Annotated in this window: 20 protein-coding genes; 8 read left to right on the top strand and 12 right to left on the bottom strand. The window is 72.5% G+C overall.

Annotated elements, in window-relative coordinates:
- Window positions 1-154 precede the first annotated feature (154 nt).
- Window positions 155-424: a hypothetical protein gene (locus N8J89_RS25145; RefSeq protein ID WP_283659469.1), complete on the top strand. Its 270-nt coding sequence runs from the start codon at window positions 155-157 to the stop codon at window positions 422-424.
- A gap of 1 nt (window position 425) precedes the next feature.
- Here N8J89_RS25145 and N8J89_RS25140 read toward each other — a convergent pair whose 3' ends face one another.
- Window positions 426-1,286 carry a YwqG family protein gene (locus N8J89_RS25140; RefSeq protein ID WP_283659468.1) on the bottom strand — a complete coding sequence of 287 codons (861 nt, stop codon included), beginning with the start codon at window positions 1,284-1,286 and terminating at the stop codon, window positions 426-428.
- Window positions 1,287-1,451: 165 nt separating this feature from the next.
- On the opposite strand from N8J89_RS25140, the gene N8J89_RS25135 reads away from it, so the two are divergent.
- Window positions 1,452-2,042, top strand: a complete 591-nt coding sequence (locus N8J89_RS25135) for a dihydrofolate reductase family protein (RefSeq protein WP_283659467.1) — start codon at window positions 1,452-1,454, stop codon at window positions 2,040-2,042.
- 5 nt (window positions 2,043-2,047) lie between these two features.
- Here the strand turns inward: N8J89_RS25135 and N8J89_RS25130 are convergent, their stop codons facing one another.
- The 3 genes from N8J89_RS25130 to N8J89_RS25120 all read right to left on the bottom strand — a co-directional run bounded on the left by N8J89_RS25130 (window position 2,048) and on the right by N8J89_RS25120 (window position 5,359).
- Window positions 2,048-3,010: a LuxR C-terminal-related transcriptional regulator gene (locus tag N8J89_RS25130; protein ID WP_283659466.1), complete on the bottom strand. Its 963-nt coding sequence runs from the start codon at window positions 3,008-3,010 to the stop codon at window positions 2,048-2,050.
- 76 nt (window positions 3,011-3,086) lie between these two features.
- A complete protein-coding gene (locus N8J89_RS25125) occupies window positions 3,087-4,196 on the bottom strand; it encodes a serine hydrolase domain-containing protein (protein ID WP_283659465.1) in 1,110 nt (369 codons plus the stop codon).
- 29 nt (window positions 4,197-4,225) lie between these two features.
- Entirely contained in the window at window positions 4,226-5,359 is a 1,134-nt protein-coding gene (locus N8J89_RS25120; protein ID WP_283659464.1) for a serine hydrolase domain-containing protein, read from the bottom strand.
- A gap of 178 nt (window positions 5,360-5,537) precedes the next feature.
- Here N8J89_RS25120 and N8J89_RS25115 point away from each other — a divergent pair, with 178 nt between their 5' ends.
- Complete coding sequence (locus N8J89_RS25115) at window positions 5,538-6,353, top strand: alpha/beta fold hydrolase (RefSeq protein WP_283659463.1); 816 nt, start codon at window positions 5,538-5,540, stop codon at window positions 6,351-6,353.
- Here N8J89_RS25115 and N8J89_RS25110 read toward each other — a convergent pair.
- A complete protein-coding gene (locus N8J89_RS25110) occupies window positions 6,322-7,812 on the bottom strand; it encodes an MFS transporter (RefSeq protein ID WP_283659462.1) in 1,491 nt (496 codons plus the stop codon). The two genes, N8J89_RS25115 and N8J89_RS25110, sit on opposite strands and share 32 nt — an antisense overlap.
- A gap of 124 nt (window positions 7,813-7,936) precedes the next feature.
- On the opposite strand from N8J89_RS25110, the gene N8J89_RS25105 reads away from it, so the two are divergent.
- Window positions 7,937-8,395 (top strand): carboxymuconolactone decarboxylase family protein, encoded by a 459-nt coding sequence (locus N8J89_RS25105; protein WP_502868328.1) that lies wholly within the window; start codon window positions 7,937-7,939, stop codon window positions 8,393-8,395.
- The gene (gene pdxR / locus N8J89_RS25100) at window positions 8,388-9,767 is read left to right on the top strand and encodes a MocR-like pyridoxine biosynthesis transcription factor PdxR (protein ID WP_283659460.1); all 1,380 of its coding nucleotides are present in this window, start codon (window positions 8,388-8,390) and stop codon (window positions 9,765-9,767) included. The genes N8J89_RS25105 and pdxR overlap by 8 nt, the downstream gene beginning before the upstream one ends.
- On the opposite strand, the gene N8J89_RS25095 is transcribed toward pdxR, so the two are convergent.
- Complete coding sequence (locus tag N8J89_RS25095; protein ID WP_283659459.1) at window positions 9,764-10,159, bottom strand: winged helix-turn-helix transcriptional regulator; 396 nt, start codon at window positions 10,157-10,159, stop codon at window positions 9,764-9,766. The genes pdxR and N8J89_RS25095 overlap by 4 nt on opposite strands.
- Window positions 10,160-10,273: 114 nt before the next feature.
- Here N8J89_RS25095 and N8J89_RS25090 point away from each other — a divergent pair, with 114 nt between their 5' ends.
- The gene (locus N8J89_RS25090) at window positions 10,274-11,017 is read left to right on the top strand and encodes an SDR family NAD(P)-dependent oxidoreductase (protein ID WP_283659458.1); all 744 of its coding nucleotides are present in this window, start codon (window positions 10,274-10,276) and stop codon (window positions 11,015-11,017) included.
- Here the strand turns inward: N8J89_RS25090 and N8J89_RS25085 are convergent.
- Together N8J89_RS25085 and N8J89_RS25080 are read right to left on the bottom strand one after the other, a co-directional pair.
- Entirely contained in the window at window positions 10,967-11,749 is a 783-nt protein-coding gene (locus N8J89_RS25085) for a cyclase family protein (protein ID WP_283659457.1), read from the bottom strand. The genes N8J89_RS25090 and N8J89_RS25085 overlap by 51 nt on opposite strands.
- Before the next feature lie 24 nt (window positions 11,750-11,773).
- Complete coding sequence (locus N8J89_RS25080) at window positions 11,774-12,421, bottom strand: nitroreductase family protein (RefSeq protein WP_283659456.1); 648 nt, start codon at window positions 12,419-12,421, stop codon at window positions 11,774-11,776.
- Between the two features lie 121 nt (window positions 12,422-12,542).
- On the opposite strand from N8J89_RS25080, the gene N8J89_RS25075 reads away from it, so the two are divergent.
- Complete coding sequence (locus N8J89_RS25075; RefSeq protein WP_283659455.1) at window positions 12,543-12,938, top strand: type III secretion system chaperone family protein; 396 nt, start codon at window positions 12,543-12,545, stop codon at window positions 12,936-12,938.
- 10 nt (window positions 12,939-12,948) lie between these two features.
- Here the strand turns inward: N8J89_RS25075 and N8J89_RS25070 are convergent, their stop codons facing one another.
- From N8J89_RS25070 to N8J89_RS25055, 4 genes are all read right to left on the bottom strand, one after another.
- Window positions 12,949-14,103 carry an FAD-dependent oxidoreductase gene (locus N8J89_RS25070; protein WP_283659454.1) on the bottom strand — a complete coding sequence of 385 codons (1,155 nt, stop codon included), beginning with the start codon at window positions 14,101-14,103 and terminating at the stop codon, window positions 12,949-12,951.
- A gap of 41 nt (window positions 14,104-14,144) precedes the next feature.
- The gene (locus tag N8J89_RS25065) at window positions 14,145-15,233 is read right to left on the bottom strand and encodes an MAB_1171c family putative transporter (protein ID WP_283659453.1); all 1,089 of its coding nucleotides are present in this window, start codon (window positions 15,231-15,233) and stop codon (window positions 14,145-14,147) included.
- Entirely contained in the window at window positions 15,230-15,697 is a 468-nt protein-coding gene (locus tag N8J89_RS25060) for a hypothetical protein (RefSeq protein WP_283666242.1), read from the bottom strand. Before N8J89_RS25060 ends, N8J89_RS25065 begins: the two co-directional genes overlap by 4 nt.
- A 227-nt stretch (window positions 15,698-15,924) precedes the next feature.
- On the bottom strand, window positions 15,925-17,505 hold the full coding sequence (locus tag N8J89_RS25055) for an FAD-dependent oxidoreductase (RefSeq protein WP_283659452.1): 1,581 nt from the start codon (window positions 17,503-17,505) through the stop codon (window positions 15,925-15,927).
- A 51-nt stretch (window positions 17,506-17,556) separates the two neighbouring features.
- Between N8J89_RS25055 and N8J89_RS25050 the strand changes: the two genes are divergently transcribed.
- Window positions 17,557-18,591, top strand: coding sequence for an LLM class flavin-dependent oxidoreductase (locus N8J89_RS25050; protein ID WP_283659451.1), 1,035 nt, complete (start codon window positions 17,557-17,559; stop codon window positions 18,589-18,591).
- Window positions 18,592-18,649 lie beyond the last annotated feature (58 nt).

Genomic DNA, 18,649 nt, shown 5'->3' with positions numbered 1-18,649 from the left:
AGCCACACGGCTGGTCCGCACAGCGGGCAGATCGGCCTTACCCGGCGGCGGCGGCGACGCGCGTCCAGGTTGAGGGCGCGCGTCGTCGCCGCCACCGTCGTCGGTCCCTCAGCTGAGGGAGCACTCAAGCCCGTTCGGTAGGAACTTTCTTCTCATGCCTTGGTCGCTGATCATCGTGCTCGTCATCCTCGTTGCGGGAGGTGCGCTGGTCCTCGTGCTGGGCCGGTTGCTGATCGCGGCCGATCAGGCCCTGGACCGGGCCCACCAGAAGATGCTCACCGGTGGACCCACCCGGTGGCACCGCCTGGCACACCACCCCCGCCGCTGGTTCGTGGTGCGCTGCCACCACTGCCTCACCGAGCTGATGGAGCAGCGGCGAATCCTGCGCGAGCAGCGGAAACTGGTCCCCGAGCCGGTGGACTGAGTCAGCCGCACTGCGGAGCGCACCGAGCCGCCTCGAACCGGCCCGCGGCCAGGTCCTCGGCCCGGATCACCCAGTAGAGCATTCCGGCGTCCCCCCAGCACATGTCGGCTTCCTGACAGCTGTCGATCTGGGCGAGCAGCACCCAGCGCGCCGCCTCCTCGGCGAAACCCGGGTCCTGCCAGGAGTCCGCGAGCTCCAGGGCGGCCACCTCGTTCTCCACCGGACCCTGCACCGGCGCGGCGAAACCGCCGACCTGGTGGAACGGGCCTTGGTCCACCTCCCAGCGCAGCTCGCCGAACACGTCGGTGCCCGACCGCCCCGGACCGAGGACCGTCCGCACGGCCTCGGCCAGCGTGGCTCCGCTCGCCGTCCGGGTCTGCTCCAGCAGGAGGTGCTCGCGCTCCGGGGCGGTCGCCACGACCTCGGCGACGAGGTCAACGCCCGGGTAGGGCTCGATGCCGGGAGGCGTCCGTTCGGCGACCGCCGTGCCCGCCGGCACGAAGATCACCCGGCTGCCCTCGACGTCCTCGGCCAGGGCCGGGTCGGGACAACCCGGCTGGCGTTCGCCGTCGAAGTAGAAGAACAGCAGCGTGCCCGCGGCAGGCAGCGGAATGCGCAAGAACTCGCGCGGTAGCGCCGCGCAGTCCACCGAGGCGATGAAGTTGAGCGGCCCGTGGCCCGGCCAGCTCGGCCAGTCCACCCCGGGCGGCAGAGCCGGGTTCCCACCCAGCCGCGCCACCCGTGGCCCCGGTCCGGCGGTGAGCCGGATGCCGGGCTGGAACAGCTCGATCCACTTCTCCGCCGCCTCAGCGGGCAGGCGATCCCTGGCGAGCGCGCTGAGGCGGTCCTTCCACGTCGTCACGGCGCACAACGTAGCCACGTGCACCGACAACCGCCGCGGGCCACCCGGTCCAGTTGCGGCACCGGCAGCCAGATCCGGTCGCCGGGTCCGAGCCGGGGACCGATGAGTTTTCGCCGCGGCCCGGGTCCAACCCTGTGAAGACCTCGAACAGACAGGAGCAGGACCATGGCGAAGGTGATCGTCGGCGCGAGCATGTCCCTGGACGGCTACGTCTCCGGGCCGGAGAACTCCGGCTTCGACCAGCTGTTCCGGTGGTACAACAGCGGTGACATCGAAATCACCACCACCAACCCCGAGTTGTCCTTCCGGCTCACCGAGACCAGCGCCGCCTACGTGCGCGGTCAGATCGAGGACACCGCGGCGCTGGTGGTCGGCCGTGGCGTGTTCGACACCACCGGCGGCTGGGGCGGCCTGCACCCGCTGGGCTCCCCGGTGGTGGTGCTCACCCACCAGGTCCCCGAGGGCTGGGAGCGGGAAGGAAAGAACTTCATCTTCGTCACCGAGGGCATCGAGGCGGCCGTTGCCAGGGCCAGTGAACTTGCCGGTGACAAGATTGTCGGCGTGGCCGCGGGCACCATCGGCAGCCAGGCCCTGGCCGCGGGCCTGGTGGACGAGCTGTGGGTGGACCTGGTGCCGGTGGTGCTCGGCGGCGGCACCCCGTACTTCCAGTCGCTGGGCACCACACCGGTGGACGGGCCGTTCTCGGTGGAGCAGGGCATCGGCGTGACTCACCTGAAGTACCGGGTGGCGAAGTAGCCGCCTCAGAGCCAGCCGCGCCGCGCCGCCTGCACCCCGGCCTGGAACCGGGTGGTCGCGCCGAGCCGTTCCTGCAGGACGGCCACCCGGCGGACCACCGTGCGGCGGGACAGGTTCAGCCTGCGCGCGATCGCGTCGTCGGTGGCGCCGATGGCCATCAGCGTGAGGATCTGGCGGTCCCGGGGATCCTCGGGGGCGTCCACCCCGGCCGCGGAGACCGGGACCGCCAGCTTCCACAGCGTCTCGAAGGTGTTGGACAGCGCGGTGAACAGGCTGGAGGTCCGCACCAGCAGCGCGACCACACCGGGACCGCTGTCCGCCTCCAGGGTCACCACGGCCAGCTCGTCGTCGCCGATCACCAGCTTCATCGGCAGGTCCTCCAGCGTGCGGGCCTGCTCACCCGCGGTCACCATGTCCGCGATGTCCGGCACGGTGGTGTCGCTGAAGGCCGCCTCGTAGTAGATCGTGCGGTAGGCGACCCCGGCGGCCATCCGCTCGTACTGGAGCTTCTCCTGGGCGGCGTAGTAGGAGGGCGGGGCGAAGTACGGCGGCCGGTCGACCACCCGCACCTCGCGCCGGGCGGCCCGTTGCAGCTGCTGCATGGTGGCCAGGATCTGGTCGGTGTCGCTGATCACTTCCAGCGGGCCGTAGCTGCCGTTCTCCTTGCGGGCGAAGCGAAACAGCCGCTCCAGCTCGGTGCCGGTGCGCCGCAGCTCGGCCCGGCGCACCGCGTCGCGCTGCAGGAAGGACTCGGTGATCTCGGTGGGGGAGTTGGCCTCCCACGCGGTGCCCTCCAGGTTGAGCGCCACCGCGATGCGCAGCCCGGCCAGCTCGTGCAGCACCTGGCGCACCCGCTCGGCCTCGATGCCGGTCTCGGCGGCCAGCGCGCCGACCGTGGTGCGCGGCAGCGCGACCAGCGCGCGGTAGACCTGCCCGTGTTCGGTGGCGGGGTCCAGCGCCTCCAACACCGTCCACCCCCGTCGCGTCCCCGAGCCCCGGACCGGACCATAGGAGCCGGGGACGCCGACGGTCAACCTGGGTAGCTCAGGCACACAGAGTCGCGGCCATGGTGTCGTCGTTGAGCTTGAGACCGCCGTTGCTCATCGGGGTCACACTGCTCAGCACCACCGACTGCTTGCCGTTCTCGGTGGCGAAGCCGAACGTGGTGTAGCCGGCCATCGCGCCGTTGTGCCCGTAGGCGCTGACCCCGCAGGGCAGGTCGATCTTGGCCAGGCCGAGCCCGTAGAACCCGCCGGGGAACGGCTTCTTCATCTCCTCCAGCTGGGCAGGCGGCAGCAGCTTGCCCTTGAGCAGCAGGTCCAGGAACTTCGCCACGTCCACCGCGGTGGAGTGCATCGCGCCGGCCGCCCAGGCCAGGGTCGGGTCCTGCGAACGGCTGTCGATGCGCACCGGCACCAGCGGCACCGCCACGTAGCCGGTCACGTACGGCGCGGGCATCAGCTGCTGGCCCGCGGTCTGCAGGCCGGTGTTGGCCAGCCCGTGCGGGACCAGGATGCGCTCGGCGATCTCCTGGTTCACCGTGCGCCCGGTGACCCGCTCGATGAGCAGGCCGAGCAGGATGTAGTTGGTGTTGGAGTAGCTGTACTTGCTGCCGGGCGGGAACAGCGAGTTCTGGGACAGTCCCGACTTGGCGTGGTCGAGCACGTTCCAGGTGCGCCACCAGTTCGTCGGCAGCGCCACGATGGTGTTCAGGTACTCGCCGATGCCGCTGGTGTGCTGCAACAGGTTCCGCACGGTGATCTTGGTGTCGTCGTGCGTGGTGCCGGTGGCCAGACCGGGCAGGTAGGCGCCGAAACCGGTGTCCAGCCCGACCTTGCCCTCGGCGACCAGCTGCAGGACCACGGTGGAGACGAACATCTTGGTCAGGCTGCCGACGCGGAAGTGGTCCTGCTCGGTGATCGGCCGGTTCTCCTGCCCGGAGACCTTGCCCGCGTGCACCGACCAGTGTTCGCCGGCGCCGAGCTTGAACGCCGAGGAGCCCATCGCGCGGTGCTGGCCGACCAGCGCGTTGACCGCGGCCTGCGCGACGTCCTTGGCCGAAGTGGGCGCGGCGGTGGCCGCGCCGGTGGTGGTGGCGGCCACCGCGACGGTCAGCAGGACCGCGCCGCGCCGCAGCAGAGTGGGGAGAGACATGTGCGGTGTTCCTTCTGTCGCAGGGAGGTTCAGCGGTCGCAGAGTGCGGTCTTCACGACCTCGACCAGCTGGCTGGCCGGGGTGCCAGAGGCGGAGGCGCCGACCAGCTCGGCCGGGTCCAGGTTGTTGACCGTGACGAACGCGGCGCGGCCGCCGGTGCTGGCCGCGGCCATGGAGTGGTAGCCCGGCCAGACGCCGTCGTGGCCCCAGGCCTCGCCGCCGCAGGGCAGCGGGATGCGCATGATGCCCATGCCGTACTCGGGGGCGTTCGGGATGGTGTGCGGGGTGAGCATCTCGGCCAGCCGGGCCGGCGAGACGATCTTGCCGCCGAGCAGGCTCTGGTAGAACTTCGTCGCGTCCGCGCCGCTGGTCACGATGCCGCCGCTGGACCCGCCGAGGCTCGGCTCGAACACCTGGGTGACGTCGACGTAGAGGCCGCGGCCGACGTAGCCGCGCACGTGCCCTGGCGGCAGCGCCTTGGTGCCCGCCGGGACGAAGGTGTTGGTCAGGCCGAGCGGGGTGACGATGCGGGTGGCCAGCTCCTCGGGGTAGGTCCGCTTGGTCACCGCCTCGATGATCATGCCGAGCAGGATGTAGTTGGTGCCGGAGTAGCGCCAGCCCTGCCCCGGCGCGAAGTAGGGCGGGTTGGCCAGGCCGAGCGCGGCCACCTGGGCCAGGGTGAACTGGCGCAGCTGGAGCTGCGGGTTGGTCAGCGCGACCGTGACGTAGTCGTAGATGCCGCTGGTGTGGTTGAGCAGCTGGCGCAGGCTGATGGTGTTGCCGTCGTAACCGTTGCCCTGCACCACACCCGGCAGGTACTGCTCCACCTTGGCGTCCAGGCTGAGCTTGCCCTCGTCGACCAGCTGCAAGATCATCGCGGCGGTGAAGGTCTTGGCCAGGCTGCCGGTGCGCACCTTGTGCTCCGCGCCGACCGGCAGGTTCTGCCCCAGCATCCGGGTGCCGCTGGTGACGCTCCACATGGTCTCGCCATCGCGCACGGTCGCGCCGCCGCCGATCGCGGCCCGGCTCAGCCGGTGCTGGTCCACCGCGGCCTGGGTGGCCGCGTGCGGCTCGGCGGCCACCGCGGCCGGCGCGGTCAGCCCGCCCACCGCGGCCAGCACGACCACCCCCACACCGAACCGGCGCAGCTTCGTCCTCGACATATCCCTGTCCTGTCTGTAGTCAGCGGTGCCGGACGGCCCGGCCCCCTTGCTAGGCCGTCCGGCAAGGCAGATTCTGGCCAGGGAACCGGGGCCAGCGGGGTGGTTCTGCCTGTCGCAGGTGGGCAATGGCCCAACTACGCCAGTAGTCTCGCCGCCACCTCGGTGGCAGGAGGTTCCAATGGAACTAGTGGACGTGTACGTGCCGACCGTGCTCGGCCGCCTGCGGATCCGCCAGGCAGGCGCCGGACCGGCCATGCTGTTCTGGCCCAGCCTGCTGATGGACAGTGCACTGTGGACGGCCCAGGCGGGGTACTTCGCCGGCGCCCGCCAGGTCGTGCTGATCGACCCGCCCGGCCACGGCGCCAGCCAGCCACTGACCCGCGAGTTCACCTTCGAGGAGTGCGCCACCTGCGTGGTGCAGGTCCTGGACCACCTGGGCCTGCCGCGGGCGGACTTCGTGGGCAACTCCTGGGGCGGCATGATCGGCGGCACCTTCGCCGCCCGGCACCCGGACCGCATCGGCGCCGCGGTGCTGATGAACTGCACCGCCTCCCCAGCGGGCCTGCGCCAGCGACTGGAGTACGCCCTGCTCACCAGGACCGCCAGACTGATGGGCGGCATCCGCGCACCCCTGGTCCCCTCGGTGATCGGCGCCTTCCTCGGCCCCACCTCCCGCCGCACCAGACCCCACGCCGTCGCCGCCATCCGCGCCGCCCTGACCAGGGCAGACGTCAACTCGGTGACCTGGGCGGTGACCAGCGTGGTACCGCGCCGCCCGGATCAACGGGGGCTGTTCGGCCTGATCCGCACCCCGGTGCTGGTGGTCGCGGGGGTGGAGGACCCGACCTTCCCGGTGGCCGAGACCCGGGCCATGGCTGACGCGATCCCCGGCGCGCGGTTCGTGGTGCTGGACAACGCCGCACACCTGGCCGCGCTGGAGGTGCCGGAGACGGTGAACACGCTCATCGACGGGTTCCTGCGGGCACAAGGCTGAGCAGGAGCGCGAGCGCGCCGATCCCGGCCGCGGCGGTGAAGATCAGGCCGAAGTCCTCGCCGAGCGCGGTCAGCCCGGCCAGGCCGAGCGCGCCACCGACCTGGCGGGTGGTGTTGATCAGCCCGCTGGCCAGGCCGGTATCCGTGGCGGGGACGTTTGCGCTGGCCACGGCGGTGAGCTGGACGAAGGCGAGGCCCAGGCCGAGGCCGGTGAGCAGGGAGGGGCCGAGCAGGTCGGGGAGGAACTCGCCGTTCGCCGGGGCGCGGCCGAACCAGAGCAGTCCGACGGTGACCAGGGCGAGCGCCGCCGGGAGGAGGGCCGGTGCCGCCCAGGCGCGCAACCCGGCCCGCGGCCCGCTGCTGCGGCTTCCGGCCCGCGCCCCGCCGCCGCCGATCCGGGCCAGCGTCACACTTACGCCGCGTCCGAGCCGCGCCGCCGGGCGGTCGCTCCTGGCCAGCGTCGCCGGGCTGTCGCTTCCGGTCAGCGCCGCTGGTTCGCCGCTTCTGGCCTGCCCGGCCCGCCCCACCCAACCGGCCACCGCCGAGCCCAGGATGATCGCCCCCGCCAGCGGCAGCTGCGTCAACCCCGCCACCAGCGCCGAGTACCCCAGCACCTGCTGCTGGTACAGCGGCAGGAAGAAGAACAGGCCCACCCACAACCCGCCCAGCACCAGCATCACCAGGTTCGCCAGCCGCACCGAACGGATCCGTACCACCCTGGGCGCGACCAGCGGTTCCGCCACCCGGCGCTGTGCCAGCACGAACACCGCCAGCAACCCTGCCCCCACCGCCAGTCCTACCCAGCGTGCCACCCCCGAGGCAGCCAGACCGTAGGTCAGTGCCACCAACCCGCCGGTCACGCTGACTGTGCCGAGCACGTCCAGCCGCCCGCCGTTGCCTGGTTGGTCCACCGGCACCACCTTCGGCACCGCCAGCACCGTCACCACCCCGGCCACGCCGATCAGCACGAAGATCGACCGCCAGCCGCCCAGCTCGGTCAGCACTCCGCTGAGCAGCACCCCGGCCGCGCCGCCCGCCCCGGAGACCGCGCCCCACACGCCGAGCGCCCGCCCCCGCGCCGCCGGTTGCGGGTAGTGGGTGAGCACCAGGGCCAGTGCGGCCGGGGCCAGCAGGGCCGCGCCGACGCCCTGGGCCGCTCGTGCGCCGATCAGCACCGCTGGCGACCAGGCCAGGGCCGCGACCAGCGCTGATGCGGTGAAGATGGCCAGTCCGGCGCGCAGCACGCGGCGTCGGCCTGCCAGGTCGGCGAGGCGGCCGCCGGGGAGCAGCAGTGCGCCGAAGGCCAGGCCGTAGGCGTTGACCACCCAGGACAGTCCGGCCGGGTCCAGGCCCAGTCCGGTGCGGATCGCGGGCAGGGCCACGTTCACGATCGAGGTGCTCAGCACGACCAGGAACTGCGCGGTCGCGAGCACGACCAGGGGACCGGTTCTGCTGGGCATGACCACCTCCGGGAGAGTGTGAGTAATTAATCACTCACACTTTGCGGAGTCAAGCCGACTGGTACAGGGAATCGGTCGTCAACCGGTACAGCGGACGGGGCTGACCGGGCCTAGCGTGGGGCTCGTGACCGAACGAATCGCGCTCAACACCGGAATCCCCGCCGCCTACAAGTCCCTGCTCGAAACCGCCGGACACGTCGCCAAGGCCGCCCGCGAGGCCGGTCTGGACGCCAAGGTCCTGGAACTGGTCAAGATCCGCGCCTCGCAGCTCAACGGCTGTGCCTTCTGCATCGACCTGCACACCAAGGAGGCGCTCAAGCTGGGGGAGAGCGAACGCCGGATCTTCCTGCTCAACGCCTGGCGGGAGACCGAGCTGTTCACCGAGCAGGAGCGCGCCGCACTGGAACTGACCGAGCAGGTCACCCGGCTGGCCGAGACCAGGGAGGTGCCCGAGGAGATGTACCGGCGCGCCACCGCGGTGTTCAGCGAGCAGGAGTACCAGGCGGTGATGTGGATGATCGTGGTGATCAACGCCTACAACCGGCTCGCGGTGCCCAGCGGCCGGAAGCTCCCGGATGCGTGATCCCGGTCTGGACCTGCACCTGGGCGGCATCCGCCGTAGCCAGGGCGGGGTCGGCCGCTCACTGGAGGAAGCGCTGCGCGAGGCGGTCCGCTCCGGCCGCCTCGCCCCCGGCGCGCGCCTGCCCGGCAGCCGCAGGCTCGCCGCGGACCTGGGGCTCGCCCGGGGCACGGTGGTGCAGGTATACACCCAGCTCATCGCCGAGGGCTGGCTGGTGGGCAGCGGCGGCTCCAGCACCCGCGTAGCGCCTGGGGCGGACGCCGCGGCCGTCCCGCCCACTGCCCCAGCACCGTCCACTTTGGACCTGCGGCCCGGCCGCCCGGACATCAGCGCCTTCCCGCGCGGCGCGTGGACCGCCAGCATCCGGCGTGCGCTGAGCACCGCGGGCCGGATGGACTTCGACTACGGCGCTCCCGGCGGCCTGCCCGGGTTGCGCGCGGCCCTCGCCGACTACGTGGCCCGCACCCGCGGCGTGCGCGCCGACCCGGACGCCGTTGTGGTCACCTGCGGCTTCAGTCACGGACTTGCCGTGCTGGCCAGGGTGTTGCGGGAGCTGGGCATCGGCACCATCGCCACCGAGAACCCCAGCCTGCCCTGGCACCGCCAGTGGCTGACCGCCGCCGGTCTGGCCACCGCCCCGCTCACCGTGGACGCTTACGGCGCCGACCCCGCTGACCTGCCGGGCGAGGCCCGCGCCGCGCTGCTCACTCCGAACCACCAGTTCCCCAAGGGCTGCGTGCTCACCCCGGCCCGCCGACAGTCCTTTGTGGACTGGGCGAGCCGGGTCGACGGCTACCTGATCGAGGACGACTACGACGGCGAGTTCCGCTACGACCAGCGCCCGGTCGGCGCGTTGCAGGCGCTGGCCCCGGACCGGGTGGTCTTCGCGGGCAGCACCAGCAAGACCATGGCCCCCGGTGTGCGGATCGGCTGGCTGGTGCTGCCACCGGCGCTGCGCCAACCCGTCCGTGAGCAACTGTTCGCGCTGGGCGCGGCCGTCCCGTCGGTGGACCAGCTGGCCCTGGCCGACCTGATCGAACACGGCGACTACGACCGCCACATCCGCCGCGCCCGCCTGGCCTACCGTCGGCGCCGCACCGAGCTGGTCACCGCGGTGGAAGCCGCCACCCAGTCCACAGTGGACGGAATCCCGGCCGGTCTGCAAACCCTGCTGCCACTGGAGTCCGCCGAACGCGAAGCCGAGCTGGTCGCGGCCGCTCGCGCCAACGGCCTGCTGCTGCAAGGGATGCACGCCTTCGGCTACTGGCACGACCAGCCCGGCACCCCGCCCGCCGCCCTGGTGCTCGGCTTCGCCACCCCCGCCCCGCACACCTGGCGCCGCACCCTGCAAGCCCTGCTGCGCACCCTCCGCTAGACCGGCGACTGTGCTTGCCGCGCCTGGACTTCGTCGTAGCGGCGCTGGTTGTCGCCGATCTCGCGCCGGTGCGTGTCGGCCCATTCGCCGAGGCCCGCGGCCGCGTCCAGGAGGGTGCGGCCCAGTGGCGTGAGGGTGTACTCGACGCGGGGCGGCACGCTGGGGTGCGCGGTGCGGGTCAGTAGGCCGTCGCGTTCGAGCTGCCGCAGGGTGAGGGTGAGCATGCGCTGTGAGATGCCGGTGACCGCGCGGTGCAGGTCGCTGAAGCGCAGCGTCCGGTCGCGGAGCTGCCCGATGACCGGGAGGGTCCACTTGTCGCCGACCAGACCCAGGATTCGCAGCACCTGACGGCAGGCCTGCTCATCGGTCGTGGCGGGTTCGCGAGTCGCCAATGGTTACCTCCGTGTGCGTCACCGACAGGAATGTGCCGTCTTGCCGCCGGACCGCCGGTGCCAAAGCATGTGCTTGCGAACGAACAGTAACCGTGGTGGCGGGAAGGTGTTGGCGTGGCGAGAACTCTGGTTGTGGTCGGCGCGGGTCCGGGGCTGGGCATGGGGGTGGCGCGGGCGTTCGGCCGTCGCGGTTTCCGGGTCGGGCTGATCGCCAGGAACACCCGCACGCTCGACGGCCTGGTTGGCGAGCTGGCCGGGCTCGGCGTGACCGCCGCGGGCTTTCCCGCCGACATCCGGGACCGGGCCGCGCTGACCGACGCGCTCGGCCAGGTCAAGCGGGCGCTGGGGCCGGTCGACGTGCTGGAGTTCAGCCCCAGTCCGACCGGTGAGATCACCGGCGCGGTGCGGACCACGGTCGCCTCCGCCGCCGAGCAGTTCGAGCTGCACGTGCTCGGCGCGGTGACCGCGGTGGCGGCGGTGCTGCCGGACATGCGGGCGCGCGGCGCGGGCACGCTGCTGCTGACCACCGGGGTCTCGTCCACGGTCCCCGCCCCGTTCCTGGCCAACGTGGGCCTGGCCATGGCCGGACTGCGCAACTGGGCGCACGCCCTGCACGCCGAGCTGCGGCCCGAGGGCATCCACGTGGCGACGGTGACGATCGCCTCCGGGGTCATCCCCGGCGACCCGGTCGCCGACCCGGACCGGATCGGCGCCCGCTACTACGAGTCGTACCAGCGGCGGGAGCGGGCCGAAGAGGTCATCGGGGACCTCGACGAGTTCCGCGCCCTGGTCGCCGCCAGCTCCGGGTCAGGCGTCCGGGGTGTCGATGATGGCCACCGCGCGGGTCCAGCCGGCTGAGGCGCGGTGCACCTTGTGCGGGAAGCAGGAGATCTGGAAACCGGTGGCGGGCAGGGCTTCCAGGTTGTGCAGCTTCTCCAGGTGGCAGTAGCCGATGTCGCGGCCCGCCTTGTGGCCCTCCCAGATCACCGAGGGGTCGCCCTCGGCGGCGTAGCGCTTGGCGGTGTGCACGAACGGGGCGTCCCAGCTCCAGGCGTCGGTGCCGGTGAGGCGGATGCCCTGTTCCAGCAGGTGCAGGGTGGCGGCGCGGCCGACGCCGCAGCCGGTGGAGACGTAGTCCGGCTGGCCGTAGCGGGTGCCCGCGCTGGTGTTGACCACCACGATCTCCAGCGGGCTCAGCGTGTGGCCGATCCTGGCCAGTTCGGCGTCGATGTCGGCCGGGGTCACCACGTAGCCGTCCGGGAAGTGCCGGAAGTCCAGTTTCACCCCGGGTTGCAGGCACCACTCCAGCGGCACCTCGTCGATGGTGATCGCCCGCTGCCCACCGTCCATTGTGGACGCGAAGTGGTAGGGCGCGTCCAGGTGGGTGCCGCAGTGGGTGGTCATCCGCACCCACTCGATCGCCCAGCCCTCGCCGTCGGGCAGGTCCTCCTTCCTCGCGCCGGGGAAGAAGGAGATGACGTCGGCCGCGGTCTCCTGGTGGTCCAGGTAGGTGATCTCCGGGGTGAAGCCGGGCGGGTCGGAGGCGATGCCGCTCATCAGCGGGACCGAGATGTCGACGAAGGTGCGCATGCCGACATCATGGCCCAGCCGTGGTCACCACCGGTTGAGGTGCAGCACCTGCTCCAGTGGCTGGCGCGGCGCGGGTTTGAAGCCCTCGCCGGTGTAGTGCGCGGTGGGGATCAGCGCGGCCTGGTGCACGGTGGGCGGCAGGCCGAGCAGGTCGGCGACCTCGCGTTCGTACCTCAGGTGCAGGGTGGTCCAGGCGGTGGCCAGGCCGAGGCTGCGCGCGGCCAGCATGTAGCTCCAGGCCGCGGGCAGGATCGAGCCCCACAGGCCGGACTGGTTGCCCGCGGGCAGTTCGGTGCGGTCCGGGGTCTCGATGGCCGGGATGACCAGCACCGGCACCCGGCCCATGTTCTGCGCGAGGTGCTCCGAGCTGGCGCGGACCCGCTGCTGGGTGCGCTGGCGGTTCGGATCGGGGTCCGGCTGGTTGCCCGCGGACTCCGGGGTGGCGAAGTAGGCCTCGGCCGCGCGCCGGTAGTACTCACCGACGGCCGCTCGCTGGTCGGCGTCGGTGATCACCAGGAAGTGCCAGCGCTGGGCGTTCGAACCGCTGGGCGCCTGCACGGCCGTGGTCAGGGCCTGGCGGACGAGCTCCAGGTCTACCGGGCGTTCGAGGTCGAGGCGGCGGCGGACGGTGCGGGTGGTGGTGAGCACCTCGTGCGCGGTGAGGTCGGTCATGCGGCCCAGTATCCGCGAGCCGGTTGCCCCGGCAGCGTGATCCCGGGGAGTGGAACGGCGGGAATAGATCATGGGGCACTAGGCTCGGGATCAACAGTTTCCGGGGCAGGGGAGGGACATCGTGGCGAGCTGGGACGAGCTGGTCAGCTACGTCCGGTCGGCCTACAAGGTGGTCGAGGAGCGGCCCGACGAGCTGCGGCTGCTGGTGCGGTTCGAGGACGACCGCAGCCAGACCGTGCTGATCGGCCGCGAGGTGCTCGACCAGCGGCACGAGTGGGTGCAGATCGCCTCGCCCTGCGGCCGGGTCGGACACGTGGACCTGCGGGCGCTGCTGGTGGAGGTCGGGCACAACACGGTGGCCGGCGGCGTGGTGATCATGGGGGAGCACGTGGTGCTGCGGCACACCCTCCCGCTGGAGAACCTGGACCTCAACGAGTTCACCGAGCCGCTGAGCCTGCTGGCCGCCACCGCGGACGAACTGGAGGAGCAGTTCTCCGGCGAGGACGACGACTACTGAGCCCCGGCGACTACTGAACTTCGGCCCACTCGATGTGGTGCTCGGTCAGCCAGGCCGAGGAGTTGCGCGGGCGCTTGGCCAGCAGGCGGGGCAGCATCAGGTCGCGGAGCAGGCGTTTCACCGGTCCCGGCGCGGCCCGGCCGCCCATCCGCGCGCTGGTCGCCACCAGGCGTTCCACCCTGGGCCGCCGGATCTCCTCGAAGCGGGCGAAGGCGGCCCGCACCGGGTGGTCGCGCAGGCACTGGGCCAGCACCACCGCGTCCTCCATGGCCATGGACGCGCCGTGGCCGGCGTTGGGCGCGGCGGTGTGCGCGGCGTCGCCGATGACGATCATCGGGCCGGCCGACCAGCGGGGCAGGCTGGCCAGGTCGTAGGAGTTGCTCGGGGTGATCCGGCCGGTGGTGGCCCTGATCAGCTCGGCGACCCCGGCGCGGTCGCGGGCGTAGAACCCGGCCGCGTGGTCCCGCCAGTGCGCGGCGGAGTTCTCCCGCAGCTCGGCGCGGCTGAGCTCGGGGCCGGGCACGTTGGCGAACCACCAGGTCTCGCCCTCCGGGCTGGCCGTGCAGCCGAAGAAAGCCTTGCGGCCGTAGGTCATCCGGTACACGCCCGGCTCGGCAGGCACCGGCGCGTAGCCGCAGATGGTGCGCAGGCCGAGGAACCGCGGCGACGGCGCGGCGGGGTCGATCAGGGTGCGCACCCTGGAGTGCACGCCGTCCGCGCCGATCAGCAGGTCGCCGGTGGCGCTGCGGCCGTCGGCGAAGTGCGCGGTGACCCGGCCGTCCGGCTCGATGCTCGCCCCGGTCAGCCGCGCGCCGTGCTCGATCCGGATGTCCCGCCGGGCCGCCTCGGCGTGCAGGGCGCGGACGAGCGCGGTGCGGGTGATGGTCTGCGGGCCGGGGACCAGCGGCAGCGTGGCGAGCCGTTTTCCGTTGCCGTTGAAGAACTCCAGGCCACTGGCCGGGAAGGCGTGGTCCAGCACCGCGTGCCCGGCGCCGATCGCGGCCAGCGCGTCCACCCCGTTGGGGAAGATGGACATGAACGCGCCGATGTCCTCCGCGCCGCTGGGATATGCCTCGTAGACGGTCGCGCCGATCCCGGCCCGCCGCAACGCCATCGCCGCCACTGGACCGGCGATCCCGCCGCCGATGATGATCGCCTCGGTCATCGCGCCCCCCTGCGCCAACGTCAGTCAGTCACCGCCCCACGCTAGCGCCCTCCGGTGCGCAGCGCGTCCGACAGCGCGACCAACTCCCGCACGTCCGCCTCCAGGCCCTCCGCACTGGGGATGGCCAGCGGGACCGCGTGCTCGGCGGCCGGGATGCCCGCCGCGTGCGCGCGCAGCGCGGCCAGCAACTGCTCGGCCAGCGGCACCCCCTGCCGCCGCACGCCGCTGAGGTACGGGCTGATCCGCACCAGCCCGTCCCGGCACTCGATCACCCGCCGGTAGTAGCGGCGGTGCACCCCGCGCAGCCCGTACAGCTCGCGCAGGGTGTTGGCGGGCAGGGAGTCCAGCGTGTCCTGCGGGAACCGCTCGTGCATGATCGTCCACAGTGGATGGAGCCGCCGGTACAGCCGCAGGTGCTGCCACCACACGCCGAGCCCGGCCAGCCGCATACCGGCTGCCGGGTAGCACACCCCGGCCAGGAACAGCAGGATGCCCAGCAGCACCAGGGTGATCCCGGTGTCGACGAACCAGCGCGGCACGCTGGCTCCGGACCAGCGGAGCAGCACCGTCGGCAGGAACACCAGGTCCGCGGCCACGATCCCGGCCAGCCCGACCGCGGCCAGCCGCAGGCCCATGGCCAGCCGCGGTTCCGCGCCGCGGGCGTAGCGCAGGGTCCAGAAGCAGGCCACGCTGAAGCCGAAGATCACGTAGGCCAGCGACATCACGAAGAACACCGCGACCGGGGTCACCGACTGGTCGTTGGTGTCCACCTCGGGCGGGGTCAGCGCGGCGGCCACGCCCAGCACCGTGATCGCGATGCCCAGCGGCACCAGGCACCAGCGGGCCCGGCGCCTGGCCACCTCCTCATCCAGCGCGGAGTGCAGGAAGAACACGATCAGGCAGTTCACCGCGGCCAGGGTCAGCGAGTGCTGGAGGAACCGGGAGCCCATCGGCGAGATCCCGGCGAAGGTGGCGTGCGCGTTGGCCAGCTTGAGGAACGGGTAGGCCACCGCCCAGCAGGTGACCACACCGACGATCGCGCGCAGCCGGATGTCGTGCGGGCGGCGGGCCAGCAGGAACAGCACCCAGCCCAGCGTGAGGTAGGTGGCGACCGGGTAGATCGCGCTCACAACCAGCCCACCCGCTCACCGGAGAGGCTGCGGCTGATCCGCTGGGCCGGCAGGCTGCTGGACTCGCCCGCGTTGATCCGCGCGGCCACCGCGGACCACTCCAGGATGATGGTGGCCACCGCCTCGGCCTCGTACTCCTGCGCGGTGTCGTAGCAGGTGCGCCGGAACAGCGCCTCCTCCGGGGTCGGCTCGTGCCCGGCCAGCAGGTGGCTCAGCTCGTGCAGGATGATGTGGTCCTGGTGCGCCGTGGAGGTCTGCGCCTGGAAGTAGATGTGGTCGGCCTCGGCGCCCGCGGTCCACGCGCCGAACGGGCCGGGCGCCGGGAACCGGTGTGGCGTCAGGTGAATCGGCCGCCCGCGCCGCTGGCCGACCAGGCGGCACAGCTCCCGCACGTCCAGTGGTGGCCGGATGCCCAGCTCCTCCAGCAACCGGCGACACTCCTGGCGCAACCTGCGTTCGTTCACCAGCCGTGGCACGAACGCCATGGTGCCAGCAACATCCACCGGAGTGGAGGGCACGCCAGCATGTCTGATGTGGTGCGCGCGGACCGCCCGGCTGCCGACGCCGCTGACCTGCACCGGGCCGGTCGGCATCGGCCGGTGGCGGTGGATGTGGCGGCGACTGCCACCCGGTTGGCGGCGGCGGACCGGGCGCGCCCGGTGGTGGTCCACATGAGACGGTCACCGGCGCTTCAGCGGCCCGCGACAGCCGAACCGGCCAGCCAGCCCCAGGTGAGCGCGGAGCCGATGGTCGCGCCCGCGGACACCGTGCCGGGGCCGATCACCGCGGCCATCGCGTTGCCCGCGGCGTACAGGCCGGGGATCGGCGCGTTGTCCCAGTCCAGCACCTGACCGCGGGCGTCGACCCTGGCCCCGCCCTTGGTGCCGACCAGGCCGGGCAGCACCGGCATGGCCACGAACGGCGGTTCGGTGAGCGGGCCGAGGTTGGGATGATCGGCCGCGGGGTCGCCGCCGTGGCGGTCGTAGGCGGTCTCGCCGCGGCCGAACTCCGGGTCCCGGCCCTGGCCCGCGTGCGCGTTGAAGTCCGAGACGGTGGCAGCCAGCGCGCCGGGGGAGATGCCGAGTTGCTCGGCGAGGTCGGGCAGGGTGTCGGCCTGGGTCACGTAGTCGGGCAGCGGCTGCGCCGGGTAGGCCCCGGCGAAGGGGTAGCGGGCCCGGTAGGCGGCATCCGCGATGGCCCAGGCGGGCTGGTTGGCCGGCAGGCCGGTGGCCGGGTCGGTGCCGGCGAAGGCGAGGGCGGCGTTGTGGCTGGACTCGTTGACGAACCGCCGCCCGGCCAGGTTGACCCAGATGACGTGCGGCAGCATCCGCTCGGCCATCACCAGCTCCGGCCGCGGCGTGCCGTCCGGCCAGGCCGAGCCCTGGCTGACCGGCCAGCTCCACGCCTCGCCCAGGTGCGCCAGCGCGGCCCCGGCCTGCGCCGCCAGCCGCACCGCCGCGCCCCGGTTGACCGGCGGCGACACCGGGTGCGTGAACGGCCCGTGCAGCAGCCCGGCCGCCATGTCCGCATCGTGTTCGAACCCGCCGCAGGCCAGCACCACCGCGCCCGCGCCGACCTCGCCGTACGGGGTGCGCACGCCGGTGACCCCGTGCTCGGAGCACAGCAGCCCGGTGACCGGCTGGCCCTTCCGCAGCCGCACACCCGCCGCCCGGCAACCGTGCAGCAGCCCGCTGACCAGGCCCTGCCCCAGGGTGACCTGCCCGTTGGCCAGCCGGTACTCCATCAGCCCCTCGGGCAGCTCGCCGCCGCTGACCAGGCCCAGCCCGGTCACCTCCTCGTTGGTCAGCACCATCGGATACGGCGGCGGCCAGAACAGCTCCTCCGCCCGGCCCAGCTCACCCAGTGCCACCGGCGCGACCTCGATGTTCCGCCCGGCCGCCCGGCCGCCGGGGGCCTCGGCGAAGGAGTCCGGCACGCTCATCGCGGTGAACCGGATCGGGCTGTGCTCCTCCACGAACCGGGCCATCCGCGGCGCGCCGTCCACGAACGCGGCGGCCAGCCCCGGCTCGCGCCCGGCGGTGCGGCCCAGCAGGTAGGTCAGCGCCTCGGCCCGGTCGTCGGCCACGCCCAGCTCGGCCATCCGGTGGTTGTCCGGCACCCACGCCTGCCCGCCGGAGACCGCGGTGGTGCCGCCCCAGCACGCGCTGCCCTCCAGCAGCAGCACCGAGGCCCCGCCCACGGCCGCGGCCAGCGCCGCGGACAGCCCGGCCGCGCCGGAACCGGCCACCACCACATCCGCCTGGTCGATCATGGCGCTCACCTGCCTGGAATCGGTTAACCCCGCTGGCGCGTTGTAGGAGCCATGGAACTCGGTATCTACAGCTTCGGCGACCGCAGCCCCGACCCGGTGACGGGCGAGCAGGTCTCCGTGGCGCGCTCACTGGCCAACCAGCTGGAGCGGATCAAGCTGGCCGACGAGCTCGGCCTGTCCTTCTACGGCCTCGGCGAGCACCACCTGGACCAGTACGCGGTCTCCAACCCGGCCACCGTGCTGGCCGCCGCGGCCAGCATCACCGAGCACATCACGCTCAGCTCCGCGGTCACCGTGCTCAGCACCGAGGACCCGGTCCGGCTCTACCAGCAGTTCACCACCCTGGACCAGCTCAGCCAGGGCCGCGCCGAGCTGCTGGCCGGACGCGGCTCCTTCACCGAGTCCTTCCCGCTCTTCGGCGCTGACCTCGGCGACTACGACGACCTGTTCGAGGAGAAGCTCGCGCTGCTGCTGCGCATCGACCGCGAGGACCCGCTGACCTGGTCCGGCAGGTACCGCGCGCCGCTGGCGAACGTGCGCGTGCTGCCCCGGCCGTACCGGCGGCGGCTGCGCATCTCCATCGGCACCGGCGGCCACCCGGAGTCCTCGATCCGCGCTGGGGTGCTCGGCCTGCCCGTGGTGTACGCGGTGATCGGCGGCCAGCCGGAACGCTTCGCCCCGCTGGTCGACCTCTACCGCCAGGCAGGAGAGGCGGGCGAGCACGCGCCGGAGGACCTGCACGTGACCATGGGCGCGATCGGGTTCATCGCGCCGCGTTCCCAGGACGCCAAGGAGATCTTCTACCCGTACTGGTCGCAGACCATGAAGTACGGGGCGCGGGCGCGCGGCTGGCCGGTGCCGACCAGGGCCGACTACGACGGCTACACCGACAACGCGAACGCGCTGTTCACCGGCAGTCCGGAGGAGGTGGCCGACCGGCTGATCAGCGTGGGCAAGCTGGTCGGGGCGGACCGGTACGCGATGCAGATGGACTGGTCCGGCGTGCCGCACCACCAGGTGATGAAGGCGATCGAGCTGCTCGGCACCGAGGTGCTGCCCCGCGTCCGGAAGGAGTTCACGAACTAGGGGATTTCCGCCCCATTGGAACTTATAGTGCGGTGGGGGGACTTGTGGCAAGACCCCG

This window comes from Crossiella sp. CA-258035, from assembly GCF_030064675.1.
Taxonomy (GTDB): domain Bacteria; phylum Actinomycetota; class Actinomycetes; order Mycobacteriales; family Pseudonocardiaceae; genus Crossiella.
This window is presented reverse-complemented; position numbering and strand designations above follow the sequence as displayed.

Coding starts and splice junctions, on each gene's coding strand:
- N8J89_RS25145 (WP_283659469.1), top strand. CDS start 155: ATGCCTTGGTCGCTGATCATCGTGCTCGTCATCCTCGTTGCGGGAGGT.
- N8J89_RS25135 (WP_283659467.1), top strand. CDS start 1,452: ATGGCGAAGGTGATCGTCGGCGCGAGCATGTCCCTGGACGGCTACGTC.
- N8J89_RS25125 (WP_283659465.1), bottom strand. CDS start 4,196: ATGTCTCTCCCCACTCTGCTGCGGCGCGGCGCGGTCCTGCTGACCGTC.
- N8J89_RS25120 (WP_283659464.1), bottom strand. CDS start 5,359: ATGTCGAGGACGAAGCTGCGCCGGTTCGGTGTGGGGGTGGTCGTGCTG.
- N8J89_RS25115 (WP_283659463.1), top strand. CDS start 5,538: ATGGAACTAGTGGACGTGTACGTGCCGACCGTGCTCGGCCGCCTGCGG.
- N8J89_RS25110 (WP_283659462.1), bottom strand. CDS start 7,812: ATGCCCAGCAGAACCGGTCCCCTGGTCGTGCTCGCGACCGCGCAGTTC.
- pdxR (WP_283659460.1), top strand. CDS start 8,388: ATGCGTGATCCCGGTCTGGACCTGCACCTGGGCGGCATCCGCCGTAGC.
- N8J89_RS25085 (WP_283659457.1), bottom strand. CDS start 11,749: ATGCGCACCTTCGTCGACATCTCGGTCCCGCTGATGAGCGGCATCGCC.
- N8J89_RS25080 (WP_283659456.1), bottom strand. CDS start 12,421: ATGACCGACCTCACCGCGCACGAGGTGCTCACCACCACCCGCACCGTC.
- N8J89_RS25070 (WP_283659454.1), bottom strand. CDS start 14,103: ATGACCGAGGCGATCATCATCGGCGGCGGGATCGCCGGTCCAGTGGCG.
- N8J89_RS25055 (WP_283659452.1), bottom strand. CDS start 17,505: ATGATCGACCAGGCGGATGTGGTGGTGGCCGGTTCCGGCGCGGCCGGG.
- N8J89_RS25050 (WP_283659451.1), top strand. CDS start 17,557: ATGGAACTCGGTATCTACAGCTTCGGCGACCGCAGCCCCGACCCGGTG.